We start from the raw sequence: 16,724 nt of genomic DNA, 5'->3' as shown, positions 1-16,724 counted from the left end.
GAAGCCGAAGCCGAAGCCGAAGCCGAAGCCGAAGCCGAAGCCGAAGCCGAAGCCGAAGCCGAAGCCGAAGCCGAAGCGTTGACTGAAGATACTGCTCCGGTCGAAGAAAAAGTGGTCGAGCGTGTTGTTGAAAAGCGTGGCGGATTTGTTCCCGCTTTGCTGGGCGGTGCTATTGCAGCCGCCGTCGGGTTTGCGCTGGGCAATGGCGGGCTGTTGTCAACTGGCTCGGACAGCTCGGATACCTTGGCGGCGTTGGAATCCAAACTGGCAGACCAATCCGACCAGATTGCCAAGCTGTCGCAAGAGCTTGCAAACAGTCCGGATGTTGCCGGTTTGACGGATCAGGTCAAAGCGCTGTCCGACAAACTGGCACCCGTGGAAAGTGACCTGAGTGCGATCAAATCCACTGTGGAAACGCTGTCAGGCCAGATCGGACCATTGTCAGAGCGCATCGCGACGCTTGAGAAAACCCCGATCGAATCCAACGTGTCGCCCGAATCCATGGCCGCCTTCGAAGCTGAGCTGAAGAAGCTTCAGGACTCGCTGGCCTCGCAACGGGCCGAGGTTGAAAAAATGGTTTCCGACGCCCAGGCGCTGGAGGCAAAAGCATCAGCCGACGCGCAGGCCGCGGCCAATGCCGCCGTTCTGTCCCGCTTGCATGGGCAACTGGATGCGGGTCAGCCCTATTCCGATCTGGTTGCAGAACTGAAAGCAGGCGGTGTGGATGTGCCGGATGCCCTGTCCGGGCCGGCTGAGAAGGGCGTTGAAACACTCTCTTCTCTGCGCGACAGTTTCGCGCCTGCGGCCCGAACCGCGCTGGCCGAAGCCCGTGAAGCCGACAAGGACACTGGACTGATCGCATTCCTGCAACGTCAAACGGGCGCGCGCTCGGTCACGCCCCAGGAAGGGGATGGGCCAGATGCCGTCCTGTCTCGTGCGCAGGCTGCGCTTGCGGACGGAGACCTGGCCAAAGCCTTGAGCGAACTGAAATCACTTCCCGAGGCGGCACGGGCTGCAATGGCCGATTGGGAACAGGCGGCCCAAACACGGGTCGCCGCCGTCGATGCGGCGAATACACTGGCTTCCAGCCTGAACTCGAACTGAAGGACCTGCCATGCTGTGGTCACTGTTTAAGATCCTTGTTTTTGTTGCGATTATCGGCCTGCTGGCGCTGGGCGGTCACTTCCTGATGCAAACCAGTGGCGGGGTTCAGATCACCGTCGCGGGCACGGAATTCACGCTGGGGCCGCTTCAGTCAGTGATCGCGCTGGGTGTGATGGTTTTTGCGGTCTGGCTGTTTTTCAAGTTGCTCAGCCTGCTGATCGCAACGCTGAAATTCCTGAACGGTGACGAAACTGCCTTGTCCCGGTACTTTGACCGCAATCGCGAGCAAAAGGGATATCAGGCGCTGGCTGATGGCCTGATGGCGCTGGCCTCGGGCGAAGGGCGCGTGGCGATGACCAAAGCCACCAAGGCCGAAAAACTGCTGAACAAGCCTGAGCTGACTGATCTGTTGGTGGCACAGGCCGCCGAGATGACCGGTGACACGAAAAAGGCATCGGATACTTATAAAAAACTGGTGACCAACAACGCGACCCGGTTCGTCGGCGTACGCGGGATCATGAAGCAGAAGCTGGCCGAAGGTGATGATGAAACGGCCCGCAAACTGGCCGAGAAGGCCCTTGCGATCAAACCGCGTCATGAAGAAACGCAGGACGTGCTGCTGAACCTGCAAACCAAGGCGCAGGATTGGGCCGGGGCGCGTTCGACCCTGACGGCCAAGTTGAAGGCCGGGTATTTGCCGCGCGATGTCTTCAAACGGCGCGATGCTGTTCTGGCCTTGTCCGAAGCCAAAGGCATTCTGGAGGAAGGTGCGACCGTCGAACAGCAGGAGCGCGCGATCGAAGCCAATCGCCTGTCACCTGATCTGGTGCCTGCCGCCGCCATTGCAGCGCGCGCGTATATCGCCAAAGGCAAACCCCGGGCCGCGACCAAGATTTTGAAAAAAGCATGGGAGGCTCAGCCGCATCCGGATCTGGCCCATGCCTTTGCCGAAATCGTGCCGGATGAAACTCCCGAGCAACGTATCAAGAGGTTCACGGCGCTGACCCGCATTCACCCCGAGAATTTGGAAACGCGTCTGATTCTGGCCGAATTGAACATTGTGGCCGAGGATTTCCCCGAAGCCCGCCGTGCGTTGGGGGATGTGGTCGAAAAGCAGGGCGATGCGCGCGCTTATACGTTGATGGCCGCTATCGAACGGGGCGAGGGGGCCTCGGACGCGGTTGTGCAAGGCTGGTTGGCCAAGGCGCTGAATGCGCCGCGTGGTCCGCAATGGGTGTGCACCAACTGCCATGATATCCAACCTGAATGGGGACCGGTCTGCCAGAACTGCGGCAGCTTCGACACGCTCAGCTGGCAAACGCCGCAAACACCCGAAATCGCAAGCGCGACCGGCGTACATATGTTGCCTTTGATCGTTGGAGCGCTTGAAGATCAAACCGAAGAGCCAGACGTCATGGAGCCTGCGGACGAGGACGATGTGGTCGAAGTGACACCTGAGTCGGCAGAGGTGGTAGAGGAAGCCGAGGTTCACAAACAGGCCTGAGCCACGCAACGCCCGCTTTGCAGCCGGCCTGTTCCTCTGCGTTCCGAGGGTCAGGCTTTTCTGGGCAAAACACATGATCCGCCACAGCGGTGCCATTGATCGTGTTGGTGCCCCTTCGGTGGTCTGTCGCGGTTTTCGGCCCAGATCCTGACGGTGCATGCTTTTGTTCGTGGTCAGCGCCTCTGGCTGCGCTGTTTGCTCGCCCTCTTTCGCCTCGTCGTCCCTGCGTAGGGTTGATACACCTCTTCCCAGAAATGGGTTTCCGCCGTGACAACCACCCACTTGTCCGTTGGCGGGACGTCCACGACTCCGAACATGATCACATCTCTGACCAGTCCGCCGTGATTTCGCTGGTTATATGCTGACTTCGTCAACTCCAGCCCAAGCAGGTCAAGTGAAAGAAGGCCGCGGGTCGGGCCGAAGCTTTGTATCCGCGTCAGCTCGATTGCTTCCTTCAAGCATGTTTTTGCCTGGTTCCATTCATTGAGATTAATGTGATGCCGTGCTTTTTGGTGAAGCCAAACCGGACGCCAGCGGTCCGAAGGGTCAAGCACTTTCGTCTCAGTCAGCAGTTTGTCGACGCGTGTCCTGTCGCCCCTCTGACGAGCCGCTTCAAGCGCGTCCCGGAACCAAACGCCTTCCAGCGCAGTCCCCTTTGCGATTGTCGCGAGTCGGTTCGTCGAGGCGGCTCGGATCACGCCAGGAACGTTCGTATCCTGCGCAAGATTGTTCAGAAACCAAAGGCGCGTTTCCTTTTCGATTTCTTCCACGGCAGCCTGATGATCCAGTCTTTCACAATGCCACTGGTGATCCTGAAATTCGGCCACGACGTTTTTTGATGACCGGTATTCGCGTTCGACAATTTTCCTGAACTCGTCGCGATCCCCGGAACCGGGGAGGTAAGCCTGTAGTCGATCACCGTCTTGTATCTCGGAAAAGCGTCGGCTCAGGCGTTCACAGATGCCCGTGCGTGTTGCATCCGGATACCGAAAATTCGAGGGTAAGATCGTCGCAAACGCACTCTCCATCCAAGGAACGCAAGCCTTCAGTTTGGCCTCGAAATGTTGGTCCTGAGCCCCTGTTTCGTGCCCGGCCGTGCTGCGATAGGCTTCCAGTGTCAGGTTGTAGACCAGCTTGAAGATGTGGGTCAGTTCCAGAACGCGGTTTTCACGGGGATCGGCGCATGTGGGCTGAACATCCGGGCAAAGCAGTTTGAGAAGGCGCAAGTAACCGTCCTGCATCGCGCGCGCGAACAACAACATTTGGCGAATGGTCTTCATGCTGGGCCGCGCGAAGCGACGACTTGCAAGAAAGGTAAATCTTGCCTTCTCGTCCTCGGGCGGATGCCCATCGAGGGCGCGGCTCAGGGCGTCTTCTGAAATGTCCAGGTCAAAACGCAGCCGTGGGATAGAAAGATTTCGGGCCTGAATGAAATCCCGGGCCGATTGGTAGTTGTATTCCAGATCTTCGCCCTTGTCGTATTCCCAACATCCGGAAAACGGTAGCCGGGATTTCGGGTTTGGTCCTGTATCCCCGGACTCGGCCAACCTGTCTGGAAATGTGCGTTTGATACTGTCCTGGTCAGGAAGAGCTATGCCTTGTTGCCAGCGGTAAAGCGCCCGTGCGATTTTTGCTTTGGGGTCTTTGTCCGGGTTGCAGATTCCATTTTCGATCTGATCTTCCGCCAATCGAACGGCGTAACCCTCAACTGACAGACCGATCAGATCGAAAGCCCAATCCAGAACCTGTTGAACCGGAAGCTGAAGCCTTGATGGGTCCGCGGGATCCGGTTCCGGCAAAAACCAAAACCGCCCGTCCGGCAAACCATCATCCGAACGGTCGTCGATCATCCAGAATGCGGCCCGTCGGGCAGCGCCTGGCACGTACAGGTGAATCAAAAGCTCCCAGACAATATGTTGGATCGGCGCGTCGAATGTCCAAAGCTCCTGCTCGATCCGCCAAAAGGACATTACCACTTCCCAGATATTTTGTTCGGCATCCCGGACTGCGCTCTCATCAAACTCAAGAGCAACGCAGAGCTCTCTACAACTTCTACGGTGCTCTTTTTCGATCTGCTTCATCGAAAGCTCTCGCCGAAGAAGGCGCGTTTTTTCTCGCTTGCCCATTACCGAGCCAAAGAAAGACCGGGACAGTTCGACAAAGATGGCTTCCGGAGGAGGTACAAGTGCCAAGAGAACCCTCATAAACAGTGTAACTGTCTGACAAAAAATATTATAATGAAGGGGGCAACGCCGGGAAATTGGTTTGCACGTTTTGTGTCAGATATTTTGAAGCGCGCCGGTGGCAGGTTTGAATCATGTAATGAACATGGAAAACCAAACATGGAAACTTCCCTGAAAAACAGCATCGACCAACTGGTCATCAATTGGCACGTCAACGAAGCTTGCAACTACCGATGCGTGTATTGCTATGCCAAGTGGGAACGACCGTCTTCAGCGCGCGACGTGATCCGCCAGCCGGACAACACAGCCAAATTGCTGCGGTCGCTCTGGGCTTTTTTCGATCCTGCGAATTTGAAGAACCTTTTGAATGGCACTTTGACTTGGCGGCGTGTCCGTCTCAATTTTGCTGGCGGTGAGCCATTGTTGTGTCGCGCTGACCTGATCCGTGCCGTTGAGATGGCCGCCCAAATCGGGTTTGATGTTTCGATCATTACCAACGGCAGCAGGCTTGATGCGGAAACCATGTCTGCCTTGGCGCCGCATCTCGATTGGCTGGGAGTAAGCCTGGACGCGGCTGACATGCAAACGAACAAGGCGATTGGCTGCGAAGACCGTCGCGCTCGGCAGTTGGATCTAGAGGCTTTGAGGGACAGCGTCGCAATGGCGCGCTCAGACAACCCTGACCTGAAGCTGTAGATCAATACGGTCGTGAATTCCCAGAACCATGAGGCGGACTTGGCTCGAGTCATTGCGCAATTGGCACCCCACAAGTGGAAAATCCTCCGGGCGCTTCCGATGACAACCACGGCCGGAATGGTGACGGATAAGCAGTTCCGGGCCTTTGTGCACAGGCACCGCTCGTTGAAGGACATCATCCGCGTTGAAGACAACGCAGACATGCTGGGGTCGTACCTGATGATCGATCCGAAGGGCCGTTTTTACCAGAACCACAATGATACCCTGAAGGAAGGATACCGATACAGCAGACCCATACTGGATGCTGGGCCGGGTGCTGCCTTGGAGTCTGTCGGATTCTCGGCGCTCGGTTTCGCCGACCGTTACCGATGAGCTTTTCGACGCAGAAGTATTGCGGCGATAAAGACGTAAGCAAAGTGATCGGGAAGCTTCCGGAGGCCGGCTGGGCCTGCAAACGCGGCCGGGTTCATGAGAGGCAATATGCGCGTTCTGCTTGAGAAGCTATCCCGGCAGATAACGGCAGATGTGATGCGTTGGCTATCTTGTCAGCCCGTCAGCAGCGATCAAGCTGCTGAATCTGCGCGTATATGATGGGTTGGCACTGACACCACAGCAAAGGCGGGTTTGTCCGGTTTTACCGCCCTTCGAACCGGATCGACCCGCCTGAACCGTCAGATGAATGCTTCGAGCCCATGACGGAAGTGCTGTGGCGCCACCTTTGGCCGACACAGAACTCTATCCATCGACGTCCCGCACCGTCGTGCCGCCTCCAAATCGGTTGATCTTTCGGCTCGGGCACTCAAAGTGCACCCGCTCGCGCCAAGTGCGTTGGCAAGACCTGGGCCGTCGACTGAAGGCCAGAAATTCAATCAATTGTAATCGCGCATTTCGTATCGTATCCAAAGAGCATTATTCCAGTTACTGGGCAGCGGACATGAAAGACCTGTATAAGAGCTTCAACGAACTGACCGATGCCGAATGGCTTCAGCTATGGCTGGATAAAGCCGAAAACAAAGGCGGCGAGCTTGCAGGCGCTCTGCCCGAGTTTCCTCCAAATGATATTCAAGTCGAATATGTCGGAAGCGCGCTTTCCAGTGCAATCAGAGAAGCGCATGGTTTTTACGTGCACGCAAAGCAGATGTTTTCAACGCACGGCGAAAACCCCAGCAAGGACGATTGCTTTTTGGATTTCGGATGTGGTTGGGGACGGTATATTCGTCTGTTTTCCAAAGATTATCCCAGCCGATCAATATTCGCCGCTGATGTAAATGCCGACATCATTGATGAGTGCCGGAAAAGAGATCTGCCAGGCGAGTTCATGCATATTTCCCCATTGGGCGCGTTTTCCCTGCCCGATGGCAAGATTTCGTCTGCAATGGCGTATTCAGTTTTCACGCATCTGCCAGAGGATGTTCATTTGCATTGGCGTACCGAGCTCGCCCGCGTTACCAAACCCGGCGCTGTGCTGGTGATCACGGTCCAGCCGAGGCGGTTCCTGAGATACATTGAAAATCGCGGACGCGAGATATTGGGTCCGAAAATATTTGGAAGCAGAATTGGTTTGCTTCGTCACTTCCAACTTGGAAAACGAAGAGGGTCGAACGCTTGGCACAAGCTGCTCGCAGAGTCCGCAGATAGGGTGCCCGAGTTTGCCGCGCGTTATGACAGCGGCGAACTGGTCTTCATGGAAGGCACAGATGGCAACAAAACTTACGGCGATACGATCGTGCCAGTTTCCTATATCGAAGAGAACTGGGCCCCGGACTTCAAAGTCGTTGACGTCATAGATGACAAATCCAGGTTTGCTCAGTCGGTCATCACGCTCAAACGGATTTGAACACCAATCAATTCATGCAGGTTTTCGATCCGGACAAAGCAGTCAGATCCCGGGTTGCAGCGTTCAACGCGTGCGCAAAAGCGCTTGTCGAGAAAAACAATCTTCGGCCTTGCCTCGCGTTGAAGGCATTTACCCAGGCTTCGTGAACGAAAAACCGGCTGCTGGTGCGGCAGGACGTTGCCATGCGTTCGGCAAAGTTCAAGATGACGATAGTTCCGGTGCCATAGTCCCGAGCCACTTGGCCTTGCCAATGCGAACAAGCCGACAGCATCCGCCAATTTGAATGGTTTTGAACTTGGCCATGCCTTTCGAATCCAAAGATCGGAAAGTGCCATTGGGGGCATCAAGCTCGTGCTTTTTGGGGTGAAGCCCCAATCAAACCCTCTAGTGTCGTGTTTTCCGCGGGTGTGGAGCGTTCCACCACCTTCAGGACGATAATTGAGATTCGGTAAAACACTCAATGAAACAGAGCGTTCAAGGCCATCTATGTTCGGAAGAAATGGTGCCCAGGAGAGGACTCGAACCTCCACGTCCATACGGACACTAGCACCTGAAGCTAGCGCGTCTACCAATTCCGCCACCTGGGCAGGTGTCGTGGAGGGGCGTTTAAGCCTAGTCGTGGGGGGCGTCAACCAGATTCGGTGAGATTTTTTGAAGTTTTTTTATTTCGGTTCCCGGCCGGTGTTTTCAGCCCATGAATTTCAACACTGTCGCGGCGAATTAGCGCCTTGTTTGCCTGGCCTGCGGGCGCTAGTTCTAGGGCGCAATTTCTCAGCAGGAGCCCTCTCATGTCGAAACTGGTGACGATTTTTGGAGGATCGGGATTTGTCGGTCGCTACATCGCGCGGCGCATGGCGAGAGAGGGTTGGCGTGTCCGGGTAGCTGTACGTCGCCCGAACGAGGCCATGTTCGTCAAACCCTATGGTGCCGTGGGTCAGGTCGAACCGGTGCTGTGCAATATCCGGGATGATGCCTCGGTGGCGCTGGCGATGCAGAGCGCCGATGCGGTTGTGAACTGCGTGGGTGTGCTGAACGAGCTTGGCAAGAACGGTTTTGATACCGTACAGACCGAAGGAGCTGAACGCATCGCGCGTTTGGCGGCCGAGCAGGGCATCAAAAGGATGGTTCATATCTCGGCCATCGGTGCAGATGCGAATTCAGCCAGCGCGTATTCCCGGACCAAAGCACATGGCGAAGCGGGCGTTTTGAAGCATATGCCAAATGCCGTGATCCTGCGTCCTTCGGTGATTTTTGGCACCGAAGACCAGTTCTTCAACCGTTTCGCCGGAATGACCCGCCTGGGACCGTTCCTGCCTTTGGTCGGGGCCGAGACAAAATTCCAGCCGGTTTATGTAGACGATGTGGCGCAGGCTGCCGTCAAAGGTGTTCTGGGACAGGCAGAGCCGGGTATCTACGAGCTTGGCGGCCCCGAGGTGAAAACCTTCCGCGCCCTGATGCAGCAAATGCTTGAAGTGATTCACCGTCGCCGCGTCATTATCGGTCTGCCGTTCTTTGTTGCCCGGATCATGGCCGGTGTGCTGGACATGGTTAAGTTTGTCAGCTTTCAGCTGTTCCCCAACAACATTTTGACCCGCGACCAGCTCAAGAACCTGCGCCATGACAATGTTGTCGCCGAGGGTGCCAAGTCATTTGCAGATCTTGGGATTGAACCGACCACGCTGGAATCGGTGCTGCCGGAATACCTGTGGAAGTTCCGCCCCTCGGGTCAGTATGACGACATTCAGAACTCGGCCAAAAACCTGCGCATCTGATCAGCTGTAGGCCATGATCAAAAGTATCAGGCCTAGAATGACACGGTAGATGACGTAGGGTGTGAAGCTGACGCTGCGCAGAAGCCGCATCATCAAGCTAAGTGCCAGCAGGGCCGAAAGAAAGGCAAACAGTGCCGCAATGGCCCCATCCCGGGCCAGTTGCATATCGGCCCCGCGCACGGCATCCAATGCCAGCAGAGTGCCCGACGCCAGAATCGTCGGGATCGACATCAGCATGGCAATCCGCGCGCCGTCTTCACGGGTGTATCCCAATTGCCGCGCGCCAGTTATGGTTATCCCGGAACGGGACGTGCCAGGGATCAGGGCAAGAACCTGCCACAGACCCATGATGAGCGCGTCGCGTATTCCCCAGTTTTCGGCCCCTTTGGTTTCAGGAGCCTTCTGATCCACCCAATACAGCAGCAGACCGAAACCCAGCATTGTCCATCCGATGACCGTGATCGAGCGCATGGCCTGGCTCAACCCGGTGACATGCAGAATGAGGCCCGCGATCACGGTAGGAACAGTTGCAACGATCAGGCCCAGAGCAAGCCGGGCCTGCGGTGTATCCGCGCGTCCGGTCAGCGCGCGCGGCAACCCGGCAATGGCCTGTTTCACATCCGGCCAGAAATACAGCACCACGGCGCCCAGGGTTCCCACATGCACCGCGACATCAATGGCTTGACCCTGGTCCTGCAACCCCGACAGGTTGGGCAGCAGGATCAGGTGACCGGATGAAGATATGGGCAAAAACTCAGTGATTCCCTGAATGATTGCTACGAGAATCAGGTGAAACAAACTCATCTGCCCTGCCGTGCTGCTGCCACGTGTTCTTTGTGGGTTATGGGTATAAGGGCGATGGAAAAAAGGAAAGCGCGCATATAGGTCCGAATCGGATCTAAAATTTCCAATTATTTTCCCTTTTTCTTAAAGGCGCGCTGCATTTTTTCAATTTAGGTCAATATAATTGACTTTTCATCCAAAAGCTCATCCCGTAAAGAAACGGAACCTAGCCAATTCATGGAGTCTGACCCGTGGCCAAGCAACCGATGCTGAAATTTGTGCAGATCGACCGCGTCATGCCGGAAAAGCGTGCTGCCAATGACCGCAAGGACGACTTTGACGAGATCTATTCCGAGTTCGCCGCTGAAAAAGCAGCCGAGCAGGCGAGTCGGTGCAGCCAATGCGGTGTTCCTTACTGCCAGTCGCATTGCCCGTTGCACAACAATATTCCCGACTGGTTGCGCCTGACTGCGACCGGACGTCTGGAAGAAGCCTATCAGGTAAGCCAGGCCACCAATACCTTCCCCGAGATCTGCGGGCGCATCTGTCCGCAGGACCGCCTGTGCGAGGGCAACTGCGTGATCGAACAGTCGGGCCATGGAACGGTCACGATTGGTTCGATCGAGAAATACATAACGGATACCGCATGGGAAAAAGGCTGGGTCCAGCCGGTCGCTCCATCAGCCGAGCGCGCTGAAAGCGTGGGTATCATTGGTGCAGGCCCCGGTGGATTGGCCGCCGCGGATATGCTGCGCCAGGCTGGTATCCAGGTCACGGTATACGACCGTTATGACCGGGCCGGTGGTCTGCTGATGTATGGCATTCCGGGGTTCAAACTGGAAAAAGACGTTGTTCAGCGCCGCAATGACCTGCTGGCAGATGGTGGGGTTAAATTTGTTCTGAATTGCAACGTGGATGCGGCCAAGTTCCAGGAAATCAGGGCCAGGCATGATGCCGTTATCATTGCGACCGGTGTCTACAAGTCGCGCGACCTGGCAATGCCGGGCAGCGGCCTGGCCGGGATCGAGAAGGCAATCGACTTCCTGACGGCCTCGAACCGTAAGAGCTTTGGCGACGAGGTCGAAGATTTCGACAACGGTCGCTTGAACGCCGACGGCAAGAAAGTTGTCGTGATTGGCGGCGGTGACACCGCGATGGATTGCGTCCGCACTTCGATCCGCCAGGGCGCGACTTCTGTCAAATGTCTGTATCGCCGGGACCGGGCCAACATGCCGGGATCACAGCGTGAAACACAGAACGCCGAAGAAGAAGGTGTGATCTTCGAATGGCTCAGCGCACCCAAAGGGTTCACGGGTGAAGACACGGTCAAGGGTGTTATCGTTCAGAAGATGCGCCTGGGACAGCCAGACGCGTCCGGTCGTCAGGCCCCCGAAGTCATCGAGGGAGCGGACTATGTCGAAGAAGCCGATCTTGTGATCAAGGCGCTTGGATTCGAACCTGAAGACCTGCCCACGCTGTTCGGACAACCCGACCTGCCGGTCACCCGCTGGGGTACGATCAAGGCGGCGTTCCAAACCGGCGAGACCGAAATGGACGGAGTCTATGCAATCGGTGACATCGTGCGCGGTGCCTCGCTGGTGGTCTGGGCGATCCGGGACGGTCGTGACTGCGCTGATGCGATCATCGAACGCTTCAATGCAAAATCTGCCGTTGCGGCTGAATAATCCCGGCGACCAGGAGGGTTTGAAATGCCTGAATTGCAAGGCCAATGCATGTGTGGCGCGGTCACGGTGACGGCAACTCCGGCGCGGGATGCGCTTGGGGCGTGCCATTGCGACCAATGCCGCCGCTGGACCAGTTCCATGCTTGTGACGTTTCAGGCCGAAGAAGGCTATGCCGCGCTTGGCCCGGTCAAAACCTTCACTTCCTCTGACTGGGCCGAGCGCGCCTTTTGCGCCGATTGTGGCTCGGCGCTTTGGTATCGGATCACGCTTCCGGGCGAGATGCACGGCCAGACGCAAATGGCGGCAGGTCTGTTTGAAAACGCCGCAGGCAACCCGCTGAAACTTGAACTTTACATCGACAAAAAGCCCCAGGGCTATGCGTTCGCAGGCGAACGCCGGCAGATGACCAAAGCCGAGGTCGAAGCCATGTATGCCCCCTCTGACGAAGGAGACAGCCAATGACCAAATATGATGCCGATTGGGTGCGGGCCGAAGAAGCCAAGCGCAAATGGATGGCTGAAAATGGTCTCTATTCCGAGGAAGAAGAGCATTCTTCCTGTGGCGTGGGTCTCGTTGTGTCCGTGGATGGGAAAGCGTCGCGCAAGGTTGTGGACGCCGGTATCGACGCACTCAAGGCGATCTGGCACCGCGGCGCGGTTGATGCGGACGGCAAGACCGGCGACGGCGCGGGCATTCACGTGCAGATTCCGGTGTCGTTTTTCTACGATCAGATCAGGCGCACAGGCCACGAGCCCAAGTTGGATGAACTGATCGCCGTTGGTCAGGTTTTCCTGCCGCGCACCGACTTTGGCGCACAGGAACAGTGTCGGACCATCGTGGAAACCGAAGTTCTGCGCATGGGCTATTACATCTACGGCTGGCGTCATGTGCCGGTCGATGTCACCTGTCTGGGTGAAAAAGCCAACGCCACCCGGCCCGAGATCGAGCAGATCCTGATCTCGAATTCCAAGGGCGTGGACGAAGAAACCTTCGAGCGCGAGCTCTATGTCATTCGTCGCCGTATTGAAAAGGCCGCCTCGGCTGCCGGTATTTCCGGGCTGTACCTGGCGTCGTTGTCCTGCCGTTCGATCATCTACAAGGGCATGATGCTGGCCGAGCAGGTTGCCGTCTTCTATCCCGATCTGATGGACGAACGGTTTGAATCCGCCTTCGCCATCTATCACCAGCGCTATTCCACCAACACTTTCCCGCAATGGTGGCTGGCGCAGCCCTTCCGCATGCTGGCGCATAATGGTGAGATCAACACGCTGAAAGGCAACATCAACTGGATGAAAAGCCACGAGATCCGCATGGCGTCCTCGACGTTTGGGGATTATGCCGAGGATATCAAACCGATCATCGCCGGAGGATCGTCGGATTCGGCAGCATTGGACTCGGTTTTTGAGGTTCTGGTGCGCGCGGGCCGCTCGGCCCCGATGGCGAAAACCATGCTGGTTCCGGAAAGCTGGTCCAAGCAGGCGGTGGAACTGCCGCAGGCGTGGCGCGATATGTATTCCTACTGCAACTCGGTGATGGAGCCCTGGGATGGCCCGGCTGCGCTGGCCATGACCGATGGCCGCTGGGTCTGTGCCGGGCTGGACCGTAACGGCCTGCGTCCGATGCGTTACGTCGTGACTGGCGATGGTCTTGTCATTGCAGGATCCGAGGCCGGCATGGTGCCGATTGATGAGTCCACAGTGACCGAAAAAGGCGCGCTGGGCCCCGGTCAGATGCTGGCCGTCGATATGAAAAAGGGCAAGCTGTACCGCGACAAGCAGATCAAGGACAAACTGGCGAGCGCATTGCCGTTTGGCGAATGGGTCGGCAAGATCAACGATCTGGACGAGGCGTTGGCAGGCGTGACCGAAAAGCCGATTTTTTCGGGTGAAGATCTGCGCAAGCGCCAGATCGCGGCAGGCTATTCAGTCGAAGAGCTGGAGCAGATTCTTGCGCCCATGGCTGAAGATGGCAAAGAAGCGCTGGCGTCCATGGGTGACGATACGCCCTCGGCGGTTCTGTCCAAGCAATACCGCCCGCTCAGCCATTTCTTCCGGCAGAATTTCAGCCAGGTCACCAACCCTCCGATCGACAGTTTGCGCGAATACCGCGTCATGTCCTTGAAAACCCGGTTCGGGAACCTGAAGAACGTGCTGGATGAGGACAGCAGCCAGACCGAGATCATCGTTCTGGAAAGCCCCTTTGTCGGAAACGCACAATGGGATGAACTGGTTGGGAACCTCAATGCTCCGCTGGCCGAGATCGATTGCAGCTTTGAGCCCGGTCAAGGCGCGCTGAGCGCTGCTTTGGCCCGTGTCAGAGCCGAAGCTGAAGAGGCGGTACGGTCTGGCGCAGGGCATCTGGTGCTGACCGACATGAACTCGGGTGAAGATCGTGTGGCGATGCCGATGATCCTTGCCACCAGCGCAGTGCACTCGCACCTGACCCGTCAGGGCCTGCGGACGTTCTGTTCCTTGAACGTACGCTCGGCTGAATGTGTCGATCCGCATTACTTTGCGGTTCTGATCGGCTGTGGCGCCACCGTTGTGAACGCCTATCTGGCCGAAGACTCGCTGGCCGACCGGATCGAACGCGGGTTGCTGGATGGAACCCTGACCGAAAATGTTGCCCGCTATCGCGAGGCCATCGACCAGGGCCTGCTGAAGATCATGGCCAAGATGGGGATCTCGGTGATCTCGTCTTATCGCGGTGGCCTGAACTTCGAGGCTGTTGGACTGAGCCGCGCGATGGTGGCAGAATATTTCCCGGGCATGACCAGCCGGATTTCCGGCATCGGCGTCACCGGCATTCAGGCAAAGGCCGAAGAAATCCATGCCAAGGGCTGGAACAGTGGTCTGGACGTTCTGCCCATCGGTGGTTTCTACAAGGCCCGCGCAACGGGCGAGACCCACGCGTGGCAAGCGACCTCGATGCACATGTTGCAGATGGCCTGCAACAAGGCGTCCTATGAGCTGTGGAAGCAGTATTCGGCCAAGATGCAATCGAACCCGCCGATCCATCTGCGCGACCTGATGGATTTCAAACCGTTGGGCAAGCCGGTGCCGATCGAAGAGGTGGAATCGATCACCTCGATCCGCAAGCGGTTCGTCACGCCCGGCATGTCACTGGGCGCGCTCAGCCCCGAGGCGCACAAGACGCTGAACGTGGCGATGAACCGGATTGGTGCGAAGTCCGACAGCGGCGAGGGCGGCGAGGACCCGGCGCATTTCGTGCCCGAACCCAATGGCGACAACCCCTCGGCCAAGATCAAGCAGGTGGCCTCGGGCCGGTTCGGTGTGACCGCTGAATACCTCAACCAGTGCGAAGAGCTGGAAATCAAGGTAGCCCAAGGTGCGAAACCGGGCGAGGGCGGCCAGCTGCCGGGCATGAAGGTCACCGACCTGATCGCGCGCCTGCGGCACTCGACCAAGGGCGTGACGCTGATTTCTCCGCCGCCGCATCATGACATCTACTCGATCGAGGATCTGGCGCAGCTGATCTATGACCTGAAACAGATCAACCCGCGCTGCAAGGTGACGGTGAAACTGGTGGCGTCCTCGGGCGTCGGCACGATCGCCGCCGGCGTGGCCAAGGCGAAAGCGGATATTATCCTGATTTCGGGTCACAATGGCGGTACCGGCGCATCACCCGCGACCAGCATCAAATATGCCGGTCTGCCATGGGAGATGGGTCTGACCGAGGCGCATCAGGTTCTGGCGATGAACAACCTGCGCGACCGGGTGACTCTGCGCACCGATGGCGGCCTGCGCACCGGGCGCGACATCGTCATGGCGGCGATGATGGGGGCCGAGGAATACGGCATCGGCACCGCCGCACTGATCGCCATGGGCTGTATCATGGTGCGTCAGTGCCAGTCGAACACCTGCCCCGTCGGCGTTTGCACGCAGGATGAATCGCTGCGTGCCAAGTTCACCGGCAACGCGGACAAGGTGGTGAACCTGATCACCTTCTACGCGCAGGAAGTGCGCGAGCTGCTGGCCAGTCTTGGCGCGCGTTCCGTGGATGAAATCATCGGTCGGGCCGACCTGCTGGCGCAGGTCAGCCGGGGTTCTGCACATTTGGATGATCTGGACCTCAACCCTTTGCTGATCACCGTCGATGGTGCGCATAACATCGTGTACAATCGTGACAGGGACCGCAACGCCGTGCCTGATACGCTGGATGCCGAGATCGTGCGCGATGCGGCGCGGTTCCTGAAGGATGGCGAGAAGATGCAGTTGTCATATGCCATCCAGAACACGCACCGCACCGTCGGAACCCGTGTTTCCAGCCACATTGTACAGAATTTCGGCATGCGGAACACGTTCCAGGATGACCACCTGCACGTGAAGCTTCAGGGTTCGGCCGGCCAATCCCTGGGTGCTTTCGCGGCTCCGGGCCTCAAGCTGGAAGTGTCTGGGGATGCCAATGACTATGTCGGCAAGGGTCTGTCTGGCGGTACGATCGTTGTGCGCCCGCCGCAGGTCAGTCCGCTGAAGGCGGATGAAAACACGATCATCGGCAACACGGTTCTCTATGGTGCAACTGACGGCCATCTGTTCGCGGCTGGCCGCGCGGGTGAACGGTTTGCCGTGCGCAACTCGGGTGCCAAAGTTGTGGTTGAAGGGTGCGGCTCGAACGGCTGTGAGTATATGACCGGCGGTGTGGCCGTGATTCTTGGCGACATCGGGGCCAACTTCGGTGCCGGGATGACCGGTGGCATGGCATATCTTTATGATCCCGAAGGCAAGGCCGAAGCGTTGATGAACAAGGAAACGCTTGTGACCTGCCCCGTCACCGTGGACCATTGGGTGGATCAGTTGAAAGCCCTGATCATGCGTCACGCCGAGGAGACTTACAGCCGCAAGGCCGCGGATATTCTCCAGCATTGGGATGTGGAAAAGGGCAACTTCCTACAGGTTTGTCCCAAGGAAATGCTGAACAAGCTCAGCCACCCGCTGAGCGAAGAAGTCACGGCAGTTCCGGCGGAGTAACCCGAAACCCCATCAAAAAACCGGCCCCGCGTGCCATTTGCAGCACGCGGGGCCCCGATTTTTGAGCGGTTTCAGTGGGATTCTTGCCTGCTCTCCCGAATTTCGCCATGCTTTTTTCACCTTGTAGTGATAGCCATGGCCTGTTTCGGTTTCCAATGGTGACAGAGTA

At 57.5% G+C, this 16,724-nt stretch carries 12 protein-coding genes and 1 tRNA gene; 9 read left to right on the top strand and 4 right to left on the bottom strand.

Features of this window, described 5'->3' with window-relative positions; all coding sequences use genetic code 11:
• Together AC2FF8_RS19945 and AC2FF8_RS19940 are read left to right on the top strand one after the other, a co-directional pair.
• On the top strand, positions 1 to 1,104 hold a 1,104-nt coding region (locus tag AC2FF8_RS19945), incomplete at its 5' end, for a COG4223 family protein (protein ID WP_496880566.1).
• A 10-nt stretch (positions 1,105 to 1,114) separates the two neighbouring features.
• The gene (locus tag AC2FF8_RS19940; protein WP_496880565.1) at positions 1,115 to 2,608 is read left to right on the top strand and encodes a heme biosynthesis protein HemY; all 1,494 of its coding nucleotides are present in this window, start codon (positions 1,115 to 1,117) and stop codon (positions 2,606 to 2,608) included.
• A gap of 173 nt (positions 2,609 to 2,781) precedes the next feature.
• Here the strand turns inward: AC2FF8_RS19940 and AC2FF8_RS19935 are convergent, their stop codons facing one another.
• On the bottom strand, positions 2,782 to 4,578 hold the full coding sequence (locus AC2FF8_RS19935) for a hypothetical protein (RefSeq protein ID WP_496880564.1): 1,797 nt from the start codon (positions 4,576 to 4,578) through the stop codon (positions 2,782 to 2,784).
• On the opposite strand from AC2FF8_RS19935, the gene AC2FF8_RS19930 reads away from it, so the two are divergent.
• The 3 genes from AC2FF8_RS19930 (at position 4,525) to AC2FF8_RS19920 (ending at position 7,324) form a co-directional block, all read left to right on the top strand.
• The gene (locus AC2FF8_RS19930) at positions 4,525 to 5,487 is read left to right on the top strand and encodes a radical SAM protein (RefSeq protein ID WP_496880563.1); all 963 of its coding nucleotides are present in this window, start codon (positions 4,525 to 4,527) and stop codon (positions 5,485 to 5,487) included. The two genes, AC2FF8_RS19935 and AC2FF8_RS19930, sit on opposite strands and share 54 nt — an antisense overlap.
• 39 nt (positions 5,488 to 5,526) lie before the next feature.
• Positions 5,527 to 5,859, top strand: a complete 333-nt coding sequence (locus tag AC2FF8_RS19925) for a hypothetical protein (protein WP_496880562.1) — start codon at positions 5,527 to 5,529, stop codon at positions 5,857 to 5,859.
• A gap of 562 nt (positions 5,860 to 6,421) precedes the next feature.
• Entirely contained in the window at positions 6,422 to 7,324 is a 903-nt protein-coding gene (locus AC2FF8_RS19920) for a class I SAM-dependent methyltransferase (protein WP_496880561.1), read from the top strand.
• Here the strand turns inward: AC2FF8_RS19920 and AC2FF8_RS19915 are convergent.
• Complete coding sequence (locus AC2FF8_RS19915; protein ID WP_496880560.1) at positions 7,294 to 7,860, bottom strand: Arm DNA-binding domain-containing protein; 567 nt, start codon at positions 7,858 to 7,860, stop codon at positions 7,294 to 7,296. The two genes, AC2FF8_RS19920 and AC2FF8_RS19915, sit on opposite strands and share 31 nt — an antisense overlap.
• A tRNA-Leu gene (locus tag AC2FF8_RS19910) sits at positions 7,825 to 7,911 on the bottom strand. Before AC2FF8_RS19910 ends, AC2FF8_RS19915 begins: the two co-directional genes overlap by 36 nt.
• Positions 7,912 to 8,112: 201 nt before the next feature.
• On the opposite strand from AC2FF8_RS19910, the gene AC2FF8_RS19905 reads away from it, so the two are divergent.
• Entirely contained in the window at positions 8,113 to 9,096 is a 984-nt protein-coding gene (locus tag AC2FF8_RS19905) for a complex I NDUFA9 subunit family protein (protein ID WP_480685499.1), read from the top strand.
• On the opposite strand, the gene AC2FF8_RS19900 is transcribed toward AC2FF8_RS19905, so the two are convergent.
• Positions 9,097 to 9,900 (bottom strand): undecaprenyl-diphosphate phosphatase, encoded by an 804-nt coding sequence (locus tag AC2FF8_RS19900; RefSeq protein WP_496874062.1) that lies wholly within the window; start codon positions 9,898 to 9,900, stop codon positions 9,097 to 9,099. It lies immediately after the preceding gene.
• 230 nt (positions 9,901 to 10,130) lie between these two features.
• Here AC2FF8_RS19900 and AC2FF8_RS19895 point away from each other — a divergent pair, with 230 nt between their 5' ends.
• Genes AC2FF8_RS19895 through gltB form a run of 3 tightly spaced genes read left to right on the top strand, consistent with a single transcriptional unit; the run spans position 10,131 to position 16,555 of the window.
• The gene (locus AC2FF8_RS19895; protein ID WP_496880559.1) at positions 10,131 to 11,564 is read left to right on the top strand and encodes an NAD(P)-dependent oxidoreductase; all 1,434 of its coding nucleotides are present in this window, start codon (positions 10,131 to 10,133) and stop codon (positions 11,562 to 11,564) included.
• A gap of 24 nt (positions 11,565 to 11,588) precedes the next feature.
• Entirely contained in the window at positions 11,589 to 12,026 is a 438-nt protein-coding gene (locus AC2FF8_RS19890) for a GFA family protein (protein WP_496880558.1), read from the top strand.
• A complete protein-coding gene (gltB, locus tag AC2FF8_RS19885) occupies positions 12,023 to 16,555 on the top strand; it encodes a glutamate synthase large subunit (protein ID WP_257599647.1) in 4,533 nt (1,510 codons plus the stop codon). Before AC2FF8_RS19890 ends, gltB begins: the two co-directional genes overlap by 4 nt.
• Positions 16,556 to 16,724 lie beyond the last annotated feature (169 nt).

The sequence above is a fragment of the Ruegeria sp. YTSA144 genome (assembly GCF_059610125.1).
The sequence above is the reverse complement of the archived record's forward strand: the minus strand, read 5'-3'. Positions and strand labels throughout refer to the sequence as shown.

Excerpts from the sequence above, each read along its gene's own strand:
- AC2FF8_RS19890 (WP_496880558.1), top strand. The coding sequence starts at position 11,589 with ATGCCTGAATTGCAAGGCCAATGCATGTGTGGCGCGGTCACGGTGACG.
- AC2FF8_RS19935 (WP_496880564.1), bottom strand. The coding sequence starts at position 4,578 with ATGTCCTTTTGGCGGATCGAGCAGGAGCTTTGGACATTCGACGCGCCG.
- AC2FF8_RS19905 (WP_480685499.1), top strand. The coding sequence starts at position 8,113 with ATGTCGAAACTGGTGACGATTTTTGGAGGATCGGGATTTGTCGGTCGC.
- AC2FF8_RS19920 (WP_496880561.1), top strand. The coding sequence starts at position 6,422 with ATGAAAGACCTGTATAAGAGCTTCAACGAACTGACCGATGCCGAATGG.
- gltB (WP_257599647.1), top strand. The coding sequence starts at position 12,023 with ATGACCAAATATGATGCCGATTGGGTGCGGGCCGAAGAAGCCAAGCGC.
- AC2FF8_RS19940 (WP_496880565.1), top strand. The coding sequence starts at position 1,115 with ATGCTGTGGTCACTGTTTAAGATCCTTGTTTTTGTTGCGATTATCGGC.
- AC2FF8_RS19900 (WP_496874062.1), bottom strand. The coding sequence starts at position 9,900 with ATGAGTTTGTTTCACCTGATTCTCGTAGCAATCATTCAGGGAATCACT.
- AC2FF8_RS19915 (WP_496880560.1), bottom strand. The coding sequence starts at position 7,860 with ATGGACGTGGAGGTTCGAGTCCTCTCCTGGGCACCATTTCTTCCGAAC.